Annotated in this window: 18 protein-coding genes and 1 tRNA gene; 2 read left to right on the forward strand and 17 right to left on the reverse strand. The window is 38.3% G+C overall.

Features of this window, described 5'->3' with window-relative positions:
- Positions 1-141 precede the first annotated feature (141 nt).
- The 8 genes from pnp to H5116_RS04940 form a co-directional block, all read right to left on the reverse strand.
- A complete protein-coding gene (gene pnp / locus H5116_RS04905) occupies positions 142-2,268 on the reverse strand; it encodes a polyribonucleotide nucleotidyltransferase (protein WP_182715660.1) in 2,127 nt (708 codons plus the stop codon).
- 620 nt (positions 2,269-2,888) lie between these two features.
- Positions 2,889-3,158, reverse strand: coding sequence for a 30S ribosomal protein S15 (gene rpsO, locus H5116_RS04910; protein ID WP_002958490.1), 270 nt, complete (start codon positions 3,156-3,158; stop codon positions 2,889-2,891).
- Positions 3,159-3,311: 153 nt separating this feature from the next.
- On the reverse strand, positions 3,312-4,271 hold the full coding sequence (gene truB / locus H5116_RS04915; protein WP_002958489.1) for a tRNA pseudouridine(55) synthase TruB: 960 nt from the start codon (positions 4,269-4,271) through the stop codon (positions 3,312-3,314).
- Positions 4,255-4,737: a 30S ribosome-binding factor RbfA gene (rbfA, locus tag H5116_RS04920; protein ID WP_002958487.1), complete on the reverse strand. Its 483-nt coding sequence runs from the start codon at positions 4,735-4,737 to the stop codon at positions 4,255-4,257. Before rbfA ends, truB begins: the two co-directional genes overlap by 17 nt.
- A gap of 109 nt (positions 4,738-4,846) precedes the next feature.
- A complete protein-coding gene (gene infB / locus H5116_RS04925; RefSeq protein WP_002958484.1) occupies positions 4,847-7,507 on the reverse strand; it encodes a translation initiation factor IF-2 in 2,661 nt (886 codons plus the stop codon).
- Between the two features lie 25 nt (positions 7,508-7,532).
- On the reverse strand, positions 7,533-9,032 hold the full coding sequence (gene nusA, locus H5116_RS04930) for a transcription termination factor NusA (RefSeq protein ID WP_002958483.1): 1,500 nt from the start codon (positions 9,030-9,032) through the stop codon (positions 7,533-7,535).
- Positions 9,033-9,071: 39 nt separating this feature from the next.
- Positions 9,072-9,527: a ribosome maturation factor RimP gene (rimP, locus tag H5116_RS04935; protein WP_002958482.1), complete on the reverse strand. Its 456-nt coding sequence runs from the start codon at positions 9,525-9,527 to the stop codon at positions 9,072-9,074.
- 281 nt (positions 9,528-9,808) lie between these two features.
- Positions 9,809-9,885: transfer RNA gene (locus H5116_RS04940), tRNA-Met, on the reverse strand.
- Between the two features lie 435 nt (positions 9,886-10,320).
- Here H5116_RS04940 and H5116_RS04945 point away from each other — a divergent pair.
- Complete coding sequence (locus H5116_RS04945; RefSeq protein ID WP_002958480.1) at positions 10,321-10,782, forward strand: globin domain-containing protein; 462 nt, start codon at positions 10,321-10,323, stop codon at positions 10,780-10,782.
- 311 nt (positions 10,783-11,093) lie between these two features.
- On the forward strand, positions 11,094-12,650 hold the full coding sequence (locus tag H5116_RS04950; protein ID WP_182715661.1) for a cryptochrome/photolyase family protein: 1,557 nt from the start codon (positions 11,094-11,096) through the stop codon (positions 12,648-12,650).
- A gap of 60 nt (positions 12,651-12,710) precedes the next feature.
- Here H5116_RS04950 and H5116_RS04955 read toward each other — a convergent pair whose 3' ends face one another.
- From H5116_RS04955 to H5116_RS04995, 9 genes are all read right to left on the reverse strand, one after another.
- Positions 12,711-13,157 carry an Hsp20 family protein gene (locus H5116_RS04955; RefSeq protein WP_024595972.1) on the reverse strand — a complete coding sequence of 149 codons (447 nt, stop codon included), beginning with the start codon at positions 13,155-13,157 and terminating at the stop codon, positions 12,711-12,713.
- Between the two features lie 235 nt (positions 13,158-13,392).
- The gene (locus tag H5116_RS04960) at positions 13,393-13,923 is read right to left on the reverse strand and encodes a peroxiredoxin-like family protein (RefSeq protein ID WP_024595973.1); all 531 of its coding nucleotides are present in this window, start codon (positions 13,921-13,923) and stop codon (positions 13,393-13,395) included.
- A gap of 113 nt (positions 13,924-14,036) precedes the next feature.
- Complete coding sequence (locus tag H5116_RS04965) at positions 14,037-15,434, reverse strand: sigma-54 dependent transcriptional regulator (RefSeq protein WP_182715662.1); 1,398 nt, start codon at positions 15,432-15,434, stop codon at positions 14,037-14,039.
- A gap of 9 nt (positions 15,435-15,443) precedes the next feature.
- A complete protein-coding gene (locus H5116_RS04970) occupies positions 15,444-15,818 on the reverse strand; it encodes an Hpt domain-containing protein (RefSeq protein WP_039489282.1) in 375 nt (124 codons plus the stop codon).
- 108 nt (positions 15,819-15,926) lie between these two features.
- A complete protein-coding gene (locus tag H5116_RS04975; protein WP_024595976.1) occupies positions 15,927-16,667 on the reverse strand; it encodes a bifunctional diguanylate cyclase/phosphodiesterase in 741 nt (246 codons plus the stop codon).
- A 500-nt stretch (positions 16,668-17,167) separates the two neighbouring features.
- Entirely contained in the window at positions 17,168-17,458 is a 291-nt protein-coding gene (locus H5116_RS04980; RefSeq protein ID WP_182715663.1) for a hypothetical protein, read from the reverse strand.
- A gap of 688 nt (positions 17,459-18,146) precedes the next feature.
- Positions 18,147-20,957, reverse strand: coding sequence for a PAS domain-containing hybrid sensor histidine kinase/response regulator (locus H5116_RS04985; protein WP_182715664.1), 2,811 nt, complete (start codon positions 20,955-20,957; stop codon positions 18,147-18,149).
- The gene (locus H5116_RS04990; protein WP_182715665.1) at positions 20,950-21,561 is read right to left on the reverse strand and encodes an isochorismatase family cysteine hydrolase; all 612 of its coding nucleotides are present in this window, start codon (positions 21,559-21,561) and stop codon (positions 20,950-20,952) included. Before H5116_RS04990 ends, H5116_RS04985 begins: the two co-directional genes overlap by 8 nt.
- Before the next feature lie 22 nt (positions 21,562-21,583).
- Positions 21,584-22,621, reverse strand: a complete 1,038-nt coding sequence (locus H5116_RS04995; protein WP_024595980.1) for a response regulator — start codon at positions 22,619-22,621, stop codon at positions 21,584-21,586.
- Positions 22,622-22,823 lie beyond the last annotated feature (202 nt).

Below are 22,823 nucleotides of genomic sequence, written 5' to 3' on the forward strand. Positions count from 1 at the left end.
TAAAATCCTTAATACCAAGATATATCGCGATTAATATAAGACAGACCTTGTCCAATAAGGTTTCATTAAAGCATAAAAAAAGGGGCTAAACAGCCCCTTTTTTACTATCTAGCTAATATAACTAGATTAATAAGTTAGCAATTACGCGTCAGTTGGCGCGTCAGCTGCAGGTGCTGCTGATTCCATTGCTTCTTTAATACTTAGACGTACACGGCCTTGACGATCTACTTCTAGTACTTTAACTTTAACTTCTTGACCTTCAGAAAGGTGATCAGCCACGTTATTAACGCGCTCAGTACTAATTTGAGAAATGTGTACTAGACCATCTTTACCAGGAAGAATGTTTACAAACGCACCGAAGTCTACGATACGTACAACTTTACCTTCGTAGATAGTACCTACTTCAAGTTCAGCTGTTAATTGCTCAATACGGCTAATTGCATTAGCTGCACTTTCGCCATCTGTAGCGGCAATTTTAATTGTACCGTCGTCACCGATTTCAATCGTTGTACCAGTTTCTTCAGTAAGCTGACGAATAGTTGCGCCACCTTTACCAATAACTTCAGCGATTTTCTTCTGTGGGATTTTCATTGTGTATATGCGAGGAGCAAACATTGATAGCTCTTCAGAAGGAGCAGAAATCGCTTCATCCATCACTTCTAAGATATGTAAACGTGCAGCTTTTGCTTGTTTAAGCGCAATTTGCATGATTTCTTGAGTGATACCTTCGATTTTGATATCCATTTGAAGTGCAGTAATACCTGCAGCAGTACCGGCAACTTTAAAGTCCATGTCACCTAAGTGATCTTCATCACCTAAGATGTCAGAAAGAACAACGAATTTATCGTCTTCTTTAACTAGACCCATCGCAATACCGGCAACAGATGCTTTAATTGGTACACCCGCGTTCATAAGTGCTAGAGAAGTACCACAAACAGACGCCATTGAAGAAGAACCGTTTGATTCAGTAATTTCAGATACTACACGGATTGAGTAAGGGAACTCAGTAAGTGTAGGCATTACAGCTGAAATACCACGCTTAGCAAGGTTACCATGGCCGATTTCACGACGCTTAGGAGAACCAACAAAACCAGTTTCACCTACACAGAATGGAGGGAAGTTGTAGTTAAGCATAAAGTGGTTTTTATGAGTACCAGTTAAATCGTCGATTAACTGTGAATCACGTTCTGTACCAAGTGTCGCTGTTACTAACGCTTGAGTTTCACCACGTGTAAAGATAGCAGAACCGTGAGTACGCGGTAATACGCCAGTCATTACGTCTAGTGCACGAATCATATCTGGTTCACGACCATCGATACGTTTTTCGCCAGCAGCTATACGGCCACGAACGATTTTCTTCTCAAGTGAACCGAAGATTTTGCCAATTTCTTGCTTGTCTAAAGACTCGCCTTCAGCAAGTTCAGCTGTTAATACTGCAACAACTTCATCTTTAGCTTCACCAAGAGCTTCTTTACGCGCTACTTTATCAGTGATTAAGTAAGCTGCGCCTACTTTTTCAGCAGCAATAGTTGCTACTTTATCTTCTAGTGCAACATCTTTCTCAGGTGCAGTCCAATCCCAAGTAGGCTTGCCTGCTTGCGCTTTAAATTCTTCGATTGCAGTAATGATCGCTTGAGATTGCTCATGACCATATACAACAGCGCCAAGCATTACGTCTTCTGCAAGTACGTTAGCTTCTGATTCAACCATAAGTACCGCTTTATCAGTACCGGCTACCACTAAATCAAGTTGGCTTTCTTCAAGCTCTTTTAATGTAGGGTTAAGTACGTATTCGCCGTTGATGTAACCAACACGAGATGCACCAATTGGACCACTGAATGGGATACCAGAGATAGCAAGTGCTGCTGAAGTACCAATCATCGCAACCATATCAGGTTGGATTTCAGGGTTAACAGAAACAACAGTAGCAATAACTTGTACTTCGTTTACAAAGCCGCTTGGGAAAAGTGGACGAATTGGACGGTCAATAAGACGTGCAATAAGAGTTTCGCCATCGTTAGGACGACCTTCACGCTTTAAGAAACCACCAGGGATACGACCAGCAGCGTACATACGCTCTTGGTAGTTAACTGTTAGTGGGAAAAAGTCTTGACCAGGTTGTGCTTCACGCTTACCAACAACAGTTACTAAAACTGAAGTGTCGCCAATGCTTGCAAGTACAGCGCCGTCTGCTTGACGAGCGATTGCACCAGTTTCTAGAGTCACTGTATGTTGACCTAGTTTGAATTCTTTAATAATTGCTTGCACTTAAAATATTCCTTAAATGTATTCTAATAAGTTGTCATCAAAGTACCAATTACAGTACATAATTGTATTCAGTTGGAAATCAATTAAGTACTACAATTGGCAATGATGTGAATAATTGCAGATAAACCTTTTTACCTACGCGCATAGTATATACCAAAGCTACTTCAAAATGCGAGTCTAGGGTGTGTTGATCTTTGTGGATTGAAATTTGTTCAATCTAGGGGCGATTTAATCACGGCGCGAGATTTGTAACCTAGTGGGCTAAGTAAAAATCGAGCAACAAAGAGTTAATCGCCCCTAGGATGAACCCGCAGGGCAGCGCATGTTTGGCATTTATGCTGCGTTATCGCCTATTTATGGGGAATAACCACACTACATAGGCGCTGCCTTGCCTAAAGACCAAACATACAGCTGCAAAATTAATCACGAAAGGTCAACACACACTAGCTACTAGATTTAAGCTGGGCTAATGAGTGGGTAAATACAACGATGCTTGATAAGCTATGAAATAGGAGTTTTACAATATAATTCAATAAGTTTATAAATTTGTTTTATTTTCAAACACAAATTTTAGGCACAAAAAAAGGAGCTAAAAAGCTCCCATTTCTATAATCTAGTTCTTAACGACGTAGGCCAAGTTCTTTGATTAGTGCAGTATAACTAGTGATATCTTTACCTTTAAGGTAATCAAGTAGTTTACGGCGAGTGCTTACTTTACGAAGCAGACCACGACGTGAGTGGAAGTCATGCTTGTGATCAGCAAAGTGACCTTGAAGCTTGTTGATATCATAAGTAAGTAATGCTACTTGTACTTCTGATGAACCTGTATCGCCTTCTGCACGTGCAAATTTAGCAATGATATCGATTTTTTCTTGATTGCTTAGTGACATAGTAACTCCAAAAATTAAATTTAAAAGGTGTCTTAGCCGATCACTAATTCAGCCAAAACGATTAAGCCGGCGTATTCTACCAACTGTGGGAATAACTACAAGTTAATTATTTCCATCTACAACTAATAAGCCACTGCTGGGCACACTAATTGCTTATTCAGGCTTTACGTAATCATCTTGCTGGCTAGCAAGACCACGTTTAACCTTTAAATGGCCACTTGAGTTGCGCTCGCCAGTACCAATAAACACACCATCCGCAACAACTTTAATTGCCCCCTCAGGTAAAGCTTCAGGTAACTCGACTGCTTGCCCATGACTAAATACTTTGCCCTGCTCTTTCGAAATTTCAATAACAGGTAAATCAGTTAAAGCAGTGTCTATAGGTAATAACAACGAGTCTAAATAAGTAGAAGGCGCAAGCTCTTCTGCTTTCGCTTTAGCAAGCAACGCTTCAATTTCATCAAGCGAAACCATTTTATCTGCCGGATACTGACCAACAGCAGTTCTGTGAAGCATTATAACGTGTGCGCCACACCCTAGGTTTTCGCCCAAATCATCAACGATTGTACGAATATACGTCCCTTTTGATACATGAGCCGTCATTTGTAATACGTTGTTTTGTTCATCAAATTCGTCAAACGATAAGCTAAACACATTTATTTTTCTGCATTTACGAGGGACTTCAATACCCTCTCGTGCGTACTTATATAATGGTCTACCTTGATACTTAAGTGCTGAGTACATTGATGGATATTGATCTGACTCTCCAACAAAAGCTGCAATTTCTTTTGTTAACTGCTCACGCGTCACATTCACATCTTTCGTGCTTACGATTTCGCCATCAGAATCTGATGTTGTTGTACGCTCACCCAGTTTTGCACGAACGATATAGGTTTTATCTGTATCGAGTAAAAACTGCGTAAACTTAGTCGCCTCACCAAAACAAATTGGCAGCATACCTGTAGCAAGCGGGTCTAAAGCCCCAGTGTGGCCAGCTTTTTGTGCAAAATAAACACCTTTCGCTTGCTGCAGAGCTTTATTTGATGAAATGCCTTGCGGTTTGTTTAACAACAAAATACCGTCAACTGCACGGCCTTTACTGCGCTTTGCCATCTGTATCAGTGCCTTCTTCGCTATCTGTATCTTCTACGTGCTTAGTACTTTGTTCACTATCTGAAATATCAGCATCAACACTTTCTACATCTTCATCGACATGCTTTGCGTTATCTTCGCGGATAATAGAATCCACTAAATTAGAAATACGCATACCTTCCATCAGTGAATTATCAACTACAAACTTTAACTCAGGCATTATACGAGCACGAATACGCTTACCAAGTAACGAGCGAATATAACCCGTTGCTTCATTAAGTACTTTAGCGCTTTGCTTAGCTGCATCTTCATCTTGTGTGTTAAACACAGTGATGAAAATTTTGGCATAAGATAAATCACGCGATACTTCTACCGCTGACACTGTCACCATACCTAAGCGTGGATCTTTAATTTCGCGTTGTAAAATTACAGCAATTTCTTTTTGGATTTGCTGTGCAACACGATCAGTGCGAGAAAATTCTCTCATTGCATTTGTCCTAAAATCATAACTTATTGAAATTTAATAATAAGCTAATTAAATAATGGATACACAAATGGGGGCTAAGCCCCCATTTATTAGTTTAGCGAGCTAACAATTAAAGAGTACGTTGTACTTCAACTGTTTCAAATACTTCGATTTGGTCACCAACACGTACGTCATTGTAGTTCTTAACGCCGATACCACATTCCATGCCGTTACGAACATCAGCAACATCGTCTTTAAAGCGACGAAGTGACTCAAGTTCACCTTCATAGATAACCACGTTTTCACGTAGTACACGGATTGGAGCGCTACGTTTAATAACACCTTCAGTAACCATACAACCAGCAATTGCGCCAATTTTTGGAGACTTGAATACGTCACGAACTTGCGCAAGACCAATGATTTCTTGTTTAAACTCAGGTGCTAGCATGCCTGACATTGCTTGCTTAACTTCTTCGATTAAGGCATAAATTACGCTGTAATAACGAAGGTCTAAGTTTTCAGTATCAATCACTTTACGAGCAGAAGCATCAGCACGAACGTTAAAGCCAACTACAATTGCGTTAGACGCTGCAGCTAATGTCGCATCAGTCTCAGTAATACCACCAACACCAGAGCCTACAATCTTCACTTTTACTTCATCAGTAGAAAGTTTAGTTAGTGAATCAGAGATTGCTTCGATAGAACCTTGAACGTCTGCTTTAAGTACCACGTTAACTTCAGAAACATCACCTTCAGTCATGTTAGTAAACATGTTTTCAAGCTTAGCTTTTTGTTGACGTGCTAGTTTAACATCGCGGAACTTACCTTGACGGTATAAAGCAACTTCACGCGCTTTACGCTCATCTTTAACTACAGTTGCTTCGTCGCCCGCAGCTGGAATACCAGAAAGACCTAAAATTTCCACTGGAATAGATGGACCTGCCGACTTGATGTCTTTACCGTTTTCATCGCGCATTGCACGAACACGGCCATACTCAAGACCACATAATACAATGTCACCTTGGTTAAGCGTACCAGATTGAACAAGTACTGATGCAACTGGACCGCGGCCTTTATCAAGACGAGATTCAATAACAACACCTGCAGCCATACCTTCGGTAGGGGCAGAAAGCTCTAAAAGCTCAGATTGCATAAGTACGGCTTCAAGAAGGTCATCAATACCTAGACCAGTTTTAGCTGAGATATGAACGTACTGCGTATCGCCGCCCCATTCTTCAGGGATAACGTCTAGCTGAGCTAGTTCGTTTTTAACGCGATCTGGATCTGCGCCTTCTTTATCCATTTTGTTTACAGCAATGATTAAAGGAACGCCAGCTGCACGTGCGTGCTGTACCGCTTCTTTAGTTTGTGGCATAACACCATCATCTGCTGCAACCACTAAGATTACGATATCTGTCGCTTTAGCACCACGAGCACGCATTGATGTAAATGCAGCATGTCCTGGAGTATCTAAGAAGGTAATCATATTGCCGTTTACATCAACATGGTATGCACCAATATGCTGTGTAATACCACCGGCTTCGCCAGAAGCAACCTTCGCAGAACGAATGTAATCTAGAGTCGATGTTTTACCATGGTCAACGTGACCCATTACAGTTACTACTGGAGCACGAGGCTCTGACTTACCATCTTCATGGCGGTCGTTAAGTACTGTTTGCTCTAATTCGTTTTCTTTAACAATGATAACCTTGTGACCCATTTCTTCTGCAACTAGTTGTGCAGCTTCTTGGTCGATCACTTGGTTAATAGTAACCATGTCACCCATTTTCATCATTGTTTTAACAACTTCAGCGCCTTTAACAGCCATGCGTGATGCAAGCTCAGCTACTGTAATTGTTTCGCTAATACGCACTTCATTTTTAACATCAACAGTTGGTTTTTGGAAACCATGCTGCAGCGATGCTGGTGCTTTTAATTTAGACTTGTTACGGCCTCTTGACGCTGCAAATTTATCTTTTGCTGGCGCTTTTTTCTTTTTCTTAGCACGGCGAGTGCCTTGCTCATCACGAGCATCGGCAACATCTTCTGCTTCACGTGCATAAGTTGAAGTCGTAAGATGGTGATCCGCTGTTTCTTCGCGTTTCTTACGTTCTTCTTCTTCTTTCTTCCAGCGTGCTGAATTCTCTTCAGCTAGCTTTCTTGCCTCTTCTGCTTGACGTTTCGCTTCTTCTTCAGCTTTCTTCAATGCGGCCTCTTCTGCTTCTTTTTGTAGACGCTCAGCTTCTATGCGATCTTTCTCAGACTTAGCACTTTGCTCTGGGGTCATCTGCTTTTGTTTCGCTTTACGCTCTGCATCAGCTTTGCGTTTAGCTTCTTCTTTGGCTTTACGGTCAGCTTCTTCTTTCGCTTTACGTTCTGCCTCTTGTTTCGCTTTTAATTCTGCGGCTTCTTGTTCAGCTTTTTGTTGCTGTTCAAGACGGGCTTTTTCTTCAGCGGCTAAGCGTGCTTGCTCTTGTTCTTGCTCCATTGCGCTTTTCTTCACGTAGGTACGTGTTTTACGAACTTCAACTTGAACATCTTTAGCTTTACCCGTAGAACCAGTCACACTTAATGTGCTTTTGCTCTTACGTTGTAAAGTCATACGCGCTGGGCCATCTGAACCTGTACCACCATGATGCTTGCTTAAATGATCAAGTAACGTTGCTTTTTCAGCTTCTGTTACGTTATCAGTTGCTTGCTTAGTGATACCTGCTTGTGAAAACTGCTGTAGCAATTTATCAACAGTTGTACCTATATCGCCGGCTAGTTTTTCAACATTTACTTCTGCCATAGTGTGTAATACCTCCGTTAATAAATTACTCGTCTGCAAACCAACAAATGTTTCGTGCAGCCATAATCAGTTCACCCGCTTTTTCAGATGAAAGTTCTGTGATATCAACTAATTCGTCAATACCTTGCTCTGCCAAGTCTTCAAGTGTAACAACACCTTTGCTTGCCATAACAAATGCTAAGTGACGCTCTAAGCCTTCAAGCGCAAGTAAGTCTTCAGCTGGCTCTGCGCCATCTAAGCTTTCTTCCGTTTTAAGTGCTTTAGTTGTCAATGCATCTTTTGCGCGTGAACGCAATAAATCTACAGTCTCTTCATCAAGACCATCAATTTCTAAAAATTCAGACGCAGGTACATACGCCACTTCTTCAAGTGTCGAGAAACCTTCGTTAATAAGTAATGATGCAAACTCATCATCTATATCTAAATTTTCAGTGAATAAGTTAAGTAACTTATCAGATTCAGCTTCATTTTTGGTACGCATGTCTTCAACAGTCATTACGTTTAGTTCCCAGCCAGTTAATTGGCTTGCTAAACGAACATTCTGACCATTACGACCAATTGCTTGTGCTAGGTTATCGGCTTCTACAGCGATATCCATTGAGTGAGTGTCTTCATCCATTACGATTGAAGCAACTTCTGCTGGCGCCATTGCATTGATAACAAATTGTGCTGGGTTGTCATCGTAAAGTACGATGTCAACACGTTCACCACCAAGCTCAGACGATACAGCTTGAACTCGTGCGCCACGCATACCAACACATGCACCAATTGGATCAATGCGTTTGTCGTTAGATTTAACAGCAATTTTAGCGCGTGAACCTGGATCACGTGCAGCTGCACGTAACTCAATCATCTCTTCGCCAATTTCTGGCACCTCAATGCGGAATAATTCCATTAGCATTTCAGGTTTAGAGCGCGTTACAAATAATTGTGCACCGCGTGCTTCAGGTTTAACTTCATATAAAAGACCACGGATTCGATCACCCGGGCGGAAGTTTTCACGTGGCAACATGTCATCACGGTAAATTACCGCTTCTGCGTTGTTACCTAAATCAAGTACGATTGCATCGCGAGTTGCTTTTTTAACAACACCCGTTACCAGCTCGCCTTCTTGATCTTTGTATGCTTCAACAACTAAAGCGCGCTCAGCTTCACGTACTTTTTGTACGATAACTTGCTTAGCCATTTGTGTTGTAATACGGTCAAATTTGATTGAGTCGATTTGCTCTTCAACATAATCACCCATTTGCAAATCAGGTTCTTCAACCTGTGCTGCTTCTAGAGTGATTTCGCTGTATGGGTTCTCTAAAGAACCATCTTCTAATACAGCGGCAATTTGCCAGCGACGGAACGTATCGTAATCACCGGTTTTACGGTCAATTGCTACACGTACTTCAATTTCGCCATCGTGTTTTTTCTTTGTCGCTGTCGCTAGAGCGAACTCTAGAGCTTCAAAAATCTTTTCTTTTGGAACCGCTTTCTCATTGGAAACGGCTTCAGCAACCAATAATATCTCTTTTGCCATGGGTAATGCCTCGCTTGCCCTATTCCTTCGCACTCGAATTTAAAACTTCGCGATTAAATTCGCACGTTCGATGTTACTAAGCATGATCAGATGCTCTGCACCATCGCTAGATAGTGTGATCATATCGCTGCTAACTGCTACTAAGTCGCCTTTAAAATTACGACGACCATCCTGTGGAAGTTTAGTACGCACGCGTACTTCCTCTCCTTGCGCCTGCTCGTAGTGATCTTGTTTGAATAATAGACGATCAACACCAGGAGACGATACTTCCAAATCATATTCATTTGTAATTGGGTCTTCGACGTCTAAAATCGCACTAATTTGGCGACTGGCATCCGCACAGTTATCAACTGAGATCCCATCCTCATGAGCAATATATACTCTTAAGGTAGAATGGCGACCCGCTTGTACAAATTCAAGACCATGCAACTCAAAGCCTAACATTTCTACCGCAGGCGTTAACATGGTTACTAAATCTTGTTCAAGTTTTGTCACGAAAATCCTCCATACAAACAAAAAAAGGGCTTATAGCCCTAAAATACTGAGTTTAAATTTTAATTTGATAGCAATTGCCACAAATCGTAAGGTGCAGATACAACAACGCCCCGAACCAAGCGGGGCGTCACACCAATAAAGCATAAAACTGTGTGGCCGAGGGCCAAGCTTGGTCGCGAGTCAGTAAACTGACCTAATTAAACTACATAGCCTAAAACGCAAAACGCGCATTACTTAGAATGCGCGATATAAATTAGTAAGGTAATACCTACTAGTAGAATTGGTTGCGGGAGCCGGATTTGAACCGACGACCTTCGGGTTATGAGCCCGACGAGCTACCAGACTGCTCCATCCCGCGCCAATAGATATCAAACCTTAAATTTAATATCGCTGTTAGCTGTTATACAACACGCTAAACAATGGCCGCTATTATAAGGATGTACAGGATAATTAGCAACTATAATACGCAATTAGTTTATAAAATTTGCAATTCGTCAAGATGCTAATTTAATGTATATGTAAGTAACATAAGTAATCAGCCAACTTTATAAAATTCCCATACTTGAGTCATAAAATGTAGTAGCTTATTATTTCAGGATAAAAATCAGATAAACTGAAGTTTAATAACTCTTAAAATACGTTTTAAAGGCTCACTAATTACCAGAAAGTAAATAGATATAACAAAAAGCCATACTTTCACACTAAAAAAACGTGCAGAATTTGAACTGCCCGCTATAATCAACTTTATTCCTACTTGATAATAATAGTTATTACTCACTGCAACGAGATAAAAATGAATCAACAACAATCAGCATTATTAAATAACTTAACAATTATTAAGCCTAACTTTCATGCGTTTACGGCTAAGTTTCATAGTAAATTAGCCCAATCTAGTATTGAGATGAATTACCCGACGGCCTTACAGTTTAACGAAAAGAGCTTTACCCTCTTTTGCGTGTTAGAACGAATTGTTAAACATTTAGATAAACCAGCATCGGTAGCTCCTTTTTTAGCTCACCATTTAATGTATCTAAAAAAAAGCGGCGCTTCACACAGTGACATTGCCCTTTTATCTAACGCTTTTTACGAAACCCTTGAAGAGCACCTTGGTAAGCATTTTACTACTGAGAGTCAACTCGCTTGGAAAAAAGCGCTTAGGTACTTTGAAAGCTTTGCAAGCAATGTTCTTTTCAACGTTACCAACGTGGTTTCGTTACAACAAAGAATGCAGCAAAAGCAAAGTAATAAAATTTAGATATTCAATTGGGGGGAGACTTAATTTACTTAATCTCCCCTTAATTATGCTCATTTTAACACCATGGTCAAAAACGCCTTGATATGCGGTTAAACTTTTTTGCCCTATTGCTAACAGCACAATGTATTGTGTTATTTAACGCTTCTATTCGTTTTACTAATCCATTATTAAACTCAAGAAACAACTAATCCCCAGCATTAAAAACAGCAAACTATTGTCGTTATGCACTTAATTACTCCTATTTGCTTGTTATAAAATATTAAAACGATCGTTTAATTAACTATGTCCGTATAAAAAAATTTGGCTTTACTATGACCTATCATAAAACACTTAGATTAATATTAGGCGATCAGCTAAACCCATCTCATTCATGGTATAAACAAAAAGACGACGACACGCTTTATCTCATCGCAGAATTAAAACAAGAAACCAACTACGTTAAGCATCACATTCAAAAACTGTGTGCTTTTTTTAATGCTATGGAAAACTTTGCAACTGCATTAAAAACGGCAGGATTTAATGTTTTGCATTTAACACTTGACGATACAGCTGACGACAAAGATTTAATTGAATTACTCAAGCGAATTGCTGATAAATACCAATGCGAAACTATTGAATATCAATATCCTGATGAGTTTAGGCTTAAGTCTCAATTAGCTAAGTTTAAAAGTGATGGCTCATTTGATGTAATTGCCACAGATACTGAACATTTTTTATTACCGTTCACCGATATAAAAACACGCTTTACAAAAAACAAGCATGTGACAATGGAGCACTTCTATCGTGCTATGCGTAAGCAGTTTAATATATTAATTGATGATACTAAGCCAACCGGTGGCAAATGGAATTTTGACAGTAATAATCGTAATAAATTTTCCAAAGCTGACTTAGCGTGTATACCAAAACCTAAGCTATTCAATAATGATGTTAAGAACATCATTTCTCGCTTAAATAAGCACAAGATCGTTTACTTTGGCGAAATAGCCGATCAGAAACTAGAGTGGCCAACAACGCGTAAACAAGCCATTGAATCTCTCGAATACTTTTGCGAGCATTTACTTAGTTGCTTTGGTCACTTTCAAGATGCGATGACAGATCAAAGTAAAAATAATACCAGCTTGTACCATAGCCGATTATCGTTTGCCCTAAACGCAAAAATACTCCACCCGTTATATGTAATCAAACGTGTAATAAGAGAATACGAACAAAGACCAAGTGAAATATCCCTCTCGCAAGTAGAGGGCTTTACTAGGCAAATATTAGGTTGGAGAGAATATGTACGTGCCATTTATTGGATTAACATGCCCGACTACGCTGTTAAAAATCAATTACAAGCCAAAAACACACTACCATCTTATTTTTGGAACAGCTCAACAAAAATGAATTGCCTAAGCCACTCATTAAAACAAAGCCTTGAAACCGCTTATGCCCACCATATTCAACGCCTAATGGTTATTGGAAACTTTTGCATGCTTACAGGAATAAACCCTGATAACGTAGATAACTGGTACCTAGGTGTTTATATTGATGCCATAGAGTGGGTAGAGATGCCCAACACCCGAGGAATGAGCCAGTTTGCCGATGATGGAATAATTGCGACTAAACCTTATGCTGCAAGCGGTAACTACATTAATAAGATGAGCGATTACTGCAAAAGCTGTCAGTACGATGTTAAACAAAAAGTAGGTGATAAAGCTTGCCCGCTAAATAGCCTGTACTGGCATTTCATGAATAAACACAGAGACAGGCTAGAAAAGAACCCACGTATTGGTATGGTATATAAAAATTGGGATAAACAAGAAAAAACACTCCAAGAACAAACGCTGCAACAAGCAACCTACTACCTTAATAATTTAGAAGCGCTGTAAACAAAAAAGCCGCCTCGAATGAGGCGGCTAAGTAATCAGGGGAATATGTACTTTAGAAGATTATTTACCTTCTATTAGATTGCTATTACCAATTTCAATTTTACGTGGTTTTAGCGCTTCAGGGATTTCACGTTCTAAGTCAATACTTAGTAAGCCATTGGCTAAATCTGCGCCAAGTACTTTTACATGATCTCCTAACTGGAATTTACGTTCAAAGTTACGCTCAGCAATACCTTGATGAATAAATTTACGCTCTGCGTTTTCATCTTTATTTGCTTTAGTACCTGTAACTTTTAATGTGTTATTTTCTGACTCAATGGTTAATTCGTTATCGCTAAAACCGGCAACGGCCATAGTGATTCTGTATTTGTCTTTATCGAGTGCTTCTATGTTGTAAGGAGGAAAACTTGGCTGCTTATCTGTATTAGCTGCCGCATCCATAAGTGATGCTAAATGTTCGAAGCCGATAAATGAACGATAAAGTGGTGATAAGTCTACTGTACGCATAATAATATCCTCATATTTAAGCGATATTTTGCATGTGCTCTTCTATTGAACAAGCTCAAGCAAAGTTTAATTAATAGTATAAATTTCAATTGTTTAAGTTTAATTAAGGACCCATCAGGCGTCCTACTTAACTATATATGGACGGTAAAATTGTTTTCAAGAGATTAATTTAAAAAAATTAAAAATAAATAAAAAAAGCACTAAAAAGTGCCTTTTGAAACCATGAAAATGAATGTTATTTAATAAATGTGCCTCGGATTGGATAGTCGTTTTCTCTAGAAAACTTAATTCCACCTAGCAGTTGCTCTAAATCAGGACGAACAAATGGGCTGTTTGATATATCGACCATTTGAAGCTGATTTTTTTCATTAAGTACAAAAATGCCTGGCTCAGCAAATGGATGATCAGTTTCTGCATCACTGCGAGGCTCGCTAATATGTAGCCCTAAATCGGTCATTTGTTCGATTGTTAAACCATAGTAAATTGGGAAGTTAATATCTATTTTTTCAAGATGTTTATTAAGCTGCTCATGGCTATCACCACTTACTGCAACCACTTCAACACCAGCATCTTTAAAGTCTTTATGAACTTTAGCAAGCTCGTTAAGTTGCGCAGTACATTTAGGGCAGTGCTGGCCTCGATAAACAACAATCATTTTCCAGGGAGAGTCACTTACTCTATCAACTAAATCTACCTTATTCTCATCAACATCTCTCACTACTAGTGATGGCATAATATCCGCAGGTTTTAAACTAGTGTTACTCATTGCGATCTCCTTTTACTGTTTCAGATTAAAAATTAATTTGCTCTTACCCATAGAGCTTAGGGTAACTTTTATTAATTCAACCTGAAAAGTGTAATTAAAAATCGATTATAACTTTAAGACCATCCCTTTATTTTTCTATAAATGGTAGATGCACTAACCCCTAGATAAGCAGCAGCAAGAGGAATATTGTCTTCACAACTTTTAATTGCATTTTCAATCGCCCTTTTTTCAACTTGCCACAAAGGTTCTATATCGTGAACAGACATAGGCGATAATTGAACACTCTGCTCGTTTGTATTGTGAACTGACTTAGCGGATATCGAATGCTTAACAGCGCCTAATCCAAATGAGCTTGGTAGCATGTCTTTTTCAATTACATCGCCATCATTAATAACAACGGTGTTTTCAATTACATTTTGTAGTTCGCGAATATTTCCTGGCCAATCGTAATTACAAAAAAGCGCCTTAACTTCATCAGAAAAACCAGTAAAATGCTTTGCATTATTATCGCTTTTTTGTTTCAAAATATACTCAGCAAGCAGTAATATATCGCCTCCGCGTTCTCTTAAAGGGGGGAGCTTTACGGGGATAACATTTAAACGGTAATATAAATCCTCTCTAAAACGCCCTTCTGCAACCTCTATGATAGGGTTTCTGTTTGTTGCACAGACTAAACGAACATCGCTGTGTAATACTTCACTACTACCCACCTTACTAAAAATGCCTGTTTGTAAAAAGCGTAATAACTTTGCTTGTAAGTTAAGTTCCATTTCACATAATTCATCTAAAAATAAGGTACCGCCGTTGGCCACTTCAACAGCCCCTTTTCGATCGCTTAATGCCCCACTAAACGCACCTTTAACATGACCAAAAAATTCTGATTCAAATAGCTCAGCAGGGATAGCTGCACAGTTTATGGCAATAAATGGTCCTGTATTTCTCGGGCTTGTATCATGAAGGGTTTGTGCGCAAACTTCTTTACCGGTTCCACTTTCACCTGTGATAAATACACACGCTTTACTTCTAGCTGCACTATCAAGTAATCTAAAAACGGTTTTCATTGCCAGTGATTCACCAACAAAATCTTGATTTTTATCTCTGTTTTTAACCAATGGTTGAACTTTAACTTGCTCTTTTGGCGTCAAGGCACTTTCTACTGAACTAATGAGTCGTTGACTTGTGAAAGGTTTTTCTAAAAAATCAAAACCGCCTAAACGCATTGCTTCCACTGCAATATCAATAGAGCTGTTTGAGGTGATCATGACTACATTAGCAGGATTTTTCTGCTTATTTACAAATTGTAATACCTCAAGCCCACTTATATCTGGCAAGCATACGTCTTGTACTATGACCGCTGGCATTTTTTCTTTAATACGTACTAAAGCAGAGTACCCATCTGTAAAGTGTTTGCATTGGAAACCAGCCTGTTCAAGCTGACTTGCATATAAAGCACCACTGGCAATGCTATCTTCAACTATATAAACAAGACCTTTATCGATTATATCTGACACGGCTTTCTCCTAGATAGCTATACTATTACTCATTATTTGATACGCATCTCGGGTTTTATCCAAGTTGTGTTTAATAACAAGCGCTGCGTGCAAGTTTTCTTGTGTAGTTGACGGTGGCGAATCGTGTAATTGTGTTGCTAACGCAGCTAAAGCAGATGCACCATATAAAGCTGCTGAATTTTTTAAGACATGCATTACTTCTTTAATTTTTATAGTATCTTCACTACTAATTGCCGTATCTAATTGGTTAGCCATAGTAACTAATTCATCAATAAATAATTTAATTAAACGAGCTAACACAGTTGTCCCAACATCCTTTTCGAGTTGAGTTAATACATTTAGCTCGGTAATACTTTTATCGACAAACTGCTCTGATATGGGCATAGATAACCTTTGTGTAAGTTAAAACTTCGTACACTAATAATATGTAAGAGTTGTAGTTTAAGAGTAATTTGTTTTTTGCATTTTGCAAATCAAAATGAATATAAACATTTACAAAGCCCAAGTATCAATACTTTTAGTTAACGTTTGCGGCTTATCTAGCAGGTACCCCTGAGCTATATCGCAACCAAGTTGTTCTAATATTTGTAATTGCTCATTCTCTTCAATACCTTCTGCTACCGTTTGTAAACCCAATCGTTGAGCCATCGCAATAATTGCGCTACATAACGTAAAGTCTTCATTATTAGTTGCAATACCACTTACAAAACTGCGATCAATTTTTAAACCATCAATATCAAATTGACGAAGTAAACCTAAAGAGGCATACCCAGTGCCAAAATCATCAATCCACACCTTTACGCCTTCTTTATGGAAGTTTTCAAACGCCTTAGCTATTTTATCAGGACTATGAATGAGCGCTGTTTCCGTTAATTCGACTTTAATAGCCTGTGGTGGTATTTGGTGCTTTTCTAGCAAAGACATTACTTTTGCAAACACATCACCATCTAAGATTTGTACCGGTGAAATATTTAATGAAACAGCAATATCTGTCATACCAAACTGCCGCATATGTTTTAAATCAGACAAACATTGCTCAAAAATCCAGTCACCTAATTCTAAAATCATTCCCGATTGCTCTACATGAGGGATAAACTCATCAGGGCCAACAATGCCAAAGCGCGGTGATTGGCACCTTACTAGCGACTCAAAGCCGACCAGCTTTCCAGATCCCAATGATACAAGCGGTTGATAAACCATTTTAAAATAATTATTTTGCATTGAATCAGACATGATCCTCTCTAACTCATGCCATCTTGCTAGATTGACTGGTTTTTCCGATTCTAGGTATTTAAACGCACTCATGATTTTGCTCCGGTTTCACTCTTAGTGACTTATTATATTAAAGAGCAATTTACAGGCCATTTTAAATACAAAAAAACAGAAATAAAAACCAATATATACAGGTAGTTAAATTAGAATATTAAATGGATTTACTTCTCCCATTTCATTCGCATTTTGCAATTCAGTTTGCAATGCAGCTACATTGGCAATGTGAGCGCTTAATCGAGCTTATAAAACACAGATAAGCCAGTTAATAGATACTGACCAAAGCTAATATTAGCAATTGTATTTGAGAAAAGAGAAAGCTTTGATAAAACCCTGTTTAGGTTAAGCACCATCTAAATTTAAGAGAAAATAAATAATTTTATGGGGAGGGATAAAAAATTAAATTGGTGGTAGGAACATAAAAAAACGCAGGCAACTATAAATAGTTACCTGCGCAAAAGTCTCTAGTTTGAAAGAGTGTCGTTATTTTCGTTTTTAGAAGAAGTTACATGTTGTGCATAGTTGGTATTTTGCGAGTCAAACGTATTACTCATCAACTGAGCGTTTTCAACATCAGCTTGTGTAAAAGTAATTGGCTGGATATCTGCCAGCGGTTCAATCGAATCGCTACCTCGTAAAACTGTTATACCTATTACTAAAGTGGCAACAAGCAAAATTGACAAAACCATAATTTCAGGTGTTAGTACCCAATTGTTACCTTTAGGCTGTTGTTTGGCTTTTGTGTTTGTTTGCATATTGCACCCCTTAAAAATTTAACTAAATTCGTCTTGATTTGATATTTAATATATTGCGAAAGTCGTGCCAACCAGATAACAACTTTACAAAAAAGTAAAAACCTTACAAAATCATGTCGTTAAAATAAATTAAAGGTATGATTGAGTATTTAAATAAAGTTCATAACATTTTATTTTTATTTTGAATTGCAATTTGCGAATCAAATTAAAAAAAACACACTAAAAAACACTCATTAATTACTAAAAAATAAATTTAACTTACCCCTAAAATACTAGGTTAATTTCTCCGTTTATCAAGTTTTATGCAACACAAACCCACTTTTTATATTGTCTGTTGATCTTTGCGGATTAAAATTCGTTCAAACTACAGGCGGTTTAATCGCGGCGCGAGGTTTATAACCTAGCGGGATCGGTAACTGCTCCTGCGTTACCCTACTGACTTACATCGATGTAAGACCGAGCAAAGCTTCCGCGTTCTGCTCACGCCCCTTACCTACATCCATGTTGGCAACAAAGAGTAAATAGCCCTTAGGAAGAAACCTTTGGGCAGCGCCTGTTTGGCATTAATGCTACGTTATCGCCCATTTATGGAAAATAACCACACTGCATAGGCTCAACTTTGCCTAAATACCAAACACACTGCTACAAACTTAACCCTAAACGTTTAACAAACCCTAGCCTTCATTGCTCAACTCAGCTTTTCCCACACTTGCGCTAAACGAGAGAGCTTTAAATTTTTAGATTCAATAACCTGCTCTGGGGCATATTTATCAAGTAATAAATAAAGTGTCTCACTTACAATTGGCTTAGCTAAATAGTCATTCATCCCCGCGTCTATAAATCGCTCTTTATCACCATGAATCGCATTTGCAGTGAGTGCTATTATGGGGGTGGTTATACCTAACTTTCTGATTGCTTTAGTTGCAGAAATCCCATCGAGTATTGGCATTTGGATATCCATAAAAATAATATCAATTTCATCGTTTTGCGCCTTTATTATTGCCTCTTGACCATCACTAACAATATGTACACGGCAACCTTTTTGTTCTAAAAACTGCCGAATTACAATTTGATTATTCGTATTATCTTCAGCAACTAATACCTTGGTTCCGCTTAACTGAGTTAACCCTAAGGGGCTTTCTAAAGTTTCTTTTTGCTCACGATTGGTAAATATAATATCCAAATGAAACAACTGCTCTTCTAATAAACTAATTGCCCGTAGTACATGGGATACTTTATAAGGGCCATTTAACCTAAGCTCTCTGTCGTTAATATTTTGCGGTAATAAGCTTTTACCTAGCAAATCTAGGATGAGTAAACACGGTGAATTAAGGGAGTTGTATGTATTTATACGCTCGCGTGTTTGGGCTAACATTTGAGGATCAGTTAGTACAATTGCATCAGGAAAACTATCGTACTTGGGTATATCTGGGCATACTTCGTAGTGTTCAAAAGTGATAGAAAACCGAGTGAGCGTATGCTCCAAGGCTGTTTTTAGAATTTCGTGACTTCCTACTATCCATACTTTTGGCTTTTTACTTCGTGCTGCAAACCCTTCTCTTAAAATTGAGTCAGTTGTGTCTATTTGCAGCGGGTAATTAACTATAAACTCGCTTCCTTTATTAAACTCAGAACTAACCGAAATATCTCCACCTACCACATCACAAATTTGCCTACATATCGCAAGCCCTAAGCCACTGCCACCATGCTTTCGAGTAATTGAATTATCGGATTGAATAAAAGGCATAAACATACTGTCAATTTTATTTTTTGCAATTCCCATACCCGTGTCTTTTACAGATATATAAAGGTTTAAATTATTACCTTCAATATGAGTGCACTTAACAGTAACCGTTATTACACCATGTTGAGTGAACTTAATCGCATTGGCTAATAAATTTATGACTATTTGTCTTATACGGGCATGATCACCAATTACTTGAGCTGGTACATCAGGATAAAAATCAAAAATAACCTCAAGCCCTTTTTGTAAAGCGCTTTGGGAAATTATATCTATTGCTTCTTCAATACACGTATCAATACTAAATGGCTGATTATTTAGTGTTATGGCTTGTGCTTCAAAACGTGAGTACGTTAATACATCGTCCAATACACTTAATAGCGCGTCAGAACTTGTTTTAATCATTTGTGTATAGCGCATTTGTTCAGAAGTTAAACCGGTATGATGCAAAATATCTGCAGATCCAATCACAGCATTTAATGGTGTGCGAATTTCATGACTAATATTTGCCATGAATCGGCTTTTTGACTCCGCTAGGGTTTCTGCCTGATGTTTAGCTTCAAGTAATATTTGCTCGCTTTCAATACGCTCTTGTATATCCACAAGTGTCGCAGCAATTGATGATAAATCACTTTCGTAGCCACCAACAATTGGAGTAAGTGTAATTTCGACCCAGTTATTTATACCTTGTGCATTAATTAAACGTATATCAAAGCGACGAATGTCACGCTTACCTTGTTTATAATCAAGTAAAGTGCTACTAATTTTTTCTACATCTTCTTTTGCTATAAACTTAATTATAGGTAAGCCAAGGCTCTCATCTACCTTGCTGTGTAGAACTCGCTGCCATGCTTGATTTATAAATAATAGATTGCCAAATGTATCAAGGCGTAAAACAATATCAGGGATATTATCAACGACAGAGTGATAATTATATTCTATCTCTGCCATTGCTTGTTCGGCTTTAACTCGCTGCGTAATATTAGTTTCTATAGCGATAAAGTGCTTTACTTGGCCTTCATCATCTCGCACTGGGTTTGCATCAATAGCAACCCAATAAATATTACCGTTTTTATCGTAATTTGTAGTTTCAACTTGAAAAGGAAGTCCATTTTTTACGGCATGAGACATGACCTTACGGCTTTTTTCACATGTTTTTGGCCCTTGCAGTAATTGACCAGGACTGGTGCCTATAACCTCATCACAGGTGTAACCTGTAAGTACTTCAAAACTATTGTTAACCCACTCAATTACGCCAAATTTATCTGTAATTATCACTAAGTTATTTGTATGGCTCGCAACAAGCGATAAGCGTTTTACATATTTTTGCTGTTGTGTAAGCAAAAGTTGTGAGTCTTTATGACGTTGAATGTCATAAAGTGAACCTATAAAACCGCTTTTTTCATCATAAACTAGCCTCAACTCAAACCAGTTTAAGAGTCCGTGACTATTTTTTATTTGTATTTCTACACTAGGAGTCTGCTTTCCTTCAAGCAAACAACAACTGTATGCAACAAAATGCATAATATCGTCACAATTCATTAACTTAGTAATATTAGAACCAATTAATGAATCGCTTGAGTAACCTAGTTTCTTCTCCCATGCTTCGTTAATATAGGTAAGATTTAAATGTTTATCACACTCAAAAATACATTCATCTAAAATAGCTAATAGCTTTGCTTGACGTCGATTACTATTGGAGAGCTTTTCGACCAATGCATATTGGATTTGCACTTGTAGTTCATCGTTGTTATCCATGCTCTCTCCAATGCTTAACAAAAGTTTTACTATCACAAACTCGCGCATAAAGAGGAAAAACCTCTTCACAGTAAAAAGTTTGTTCAAAAGGAGTGCGACTCGATGTACAGTCACTTAAAATAGTGACGTTAAAACCAAGTTCAACAGCCGTTCGCGCAGTTGAGTCAATACAAATAGAAGTCACCGTACCGGCTAAAATTACATTAGTGACACCATGTTCTTTGAGCTTTTGCGCTAGAGCAGTATGTGTAAAAGCATTTAAACCTCTTTTCCCAGGCACCATTTCTATAACATTGCTAAAAAAATCTAGCTGCTCAATGGTTTGAGCGCCGTACGAACCTGCTTTAAATGCGCCCACATCTGCAATAGCTTTTAATATGCCAATCGGATTTTTAAGCTCACTGTAGTTTTGTGTAAAATGAATGGGTGTATTAACAACTAGCGCAAAATGCTCTGCACAGGCGGCCAATAAAGAGAGTGTATTTTCTACCACGCCAGTAATTCTTGACGACTCTTCAACCACGTCATACAAAATACCTTTTGGTGAAAAGTAATCATTTTGAAAACCAATCAAAATAAGCGCTGTTTTAGAAAAGTCATGCATCATTGCCACCTTATTAACCAATTTAAGACGCTAATTGCCAAGGTTTAATAAACTTTTCAAGCACTGCTTTGGTCACTGGTTTTTGTAAATAGTGCGTAATACCTTTTTCAAATAACTCAGCTATCTGCTCATCCCCTGTTAGCCCAGTTAAAATAACTTTGGGTGTATCATTATTAGGGGTATTTTGACGCACCAATTGCTGTGCTACGTCACTGCCAAACATTCCTGGCATGCGCTCATCTAAGAGCAGTAAATCAAATGGTTCATTTTGAGCAAGCGTTAAGGCACTAGCGCCATTTTCTGCACATGTTACTAAGCAGCCCAGCATTTCGAGCATCACTTTTGTTGCAATTTGACTTGGTAAGCTATCATCCGCCACTAATACAGATAAACGTGTTTGCGTATGAAATGTTGTTAAAATGGTAATGAGGTCAGTATCAAAAAATGGCCAACCTAATATTTTTTTAGATAGTTTGTTCTCTTGGCTCAGCTCACTAATGTCGCTAATAGTGCATAACTTTATGTGTCTATTTATGCTGTCACCATTTAGTTTATCAGTTAGCGCATCACCACTAAGGTGACGTAAATCCTCAATCTGTACCGTTTCCTTAAAAGTGCTATTGAATAATTTAAAATTTAAGCCAAAGCGCTCATGGGTATTATCCGATGTTATTAAACAACTTTTAAATAACGCCTCACAATCAGTTAGAACGTCTATATTTTGGCTAATATCAAGTGCCAAACTAACAGACTCTTTTGTTGCTAAAAGCCCATGAAAATCCAGCGTGCTTACTTGCTCAGAATCATCAATCTGGTAATGAAGGCTAACCCCTTGTATATTTGCTTCTAGGTTAAGTAAAAAGCTCTGCTTTACAGATGCTAGCGCTGGAATCAGAAATTCCTCGCATTGCGCAATCATTTGCTCAAGAGGGATTTGCAAACAAACGTAGTTACATTGCAACTTGTTAATTAAAGTAACTGAAAAATTTCGATTTTGGGTTTTACAATATTTACCGATTACCCCTTGGATAATTTCTAAAACGTGACTATTAATATTCATAAAGTATTCTCGTTAACCCAATGTATAGCTCTTAATCATCAAGTTATGTGCCACAAATTAGTTCTTGTAAACACACTTGCATTCATATACTTAAGTATTAGACAGACAGCGCTTTAGTTTCTCATTCGCATTTTGCAAATCATATTACTATGCAATATATGATTTATAGTTTTTATTAGAATGGTGTAATCGATTTTTTTTG

Source organism: Pseudoalteromonas sp. SG45-2 (genome assembly GCF_014164115.1).
In the GTDB taxonomy this organism is placed as follows: domain Bacteria; phylum Pseudomonadota; class Gammaproteobacteria; order Enterobacterales; family Alteromonadaceae; genus Pseudoalteromonas; species Pseudoalteromonas distincta.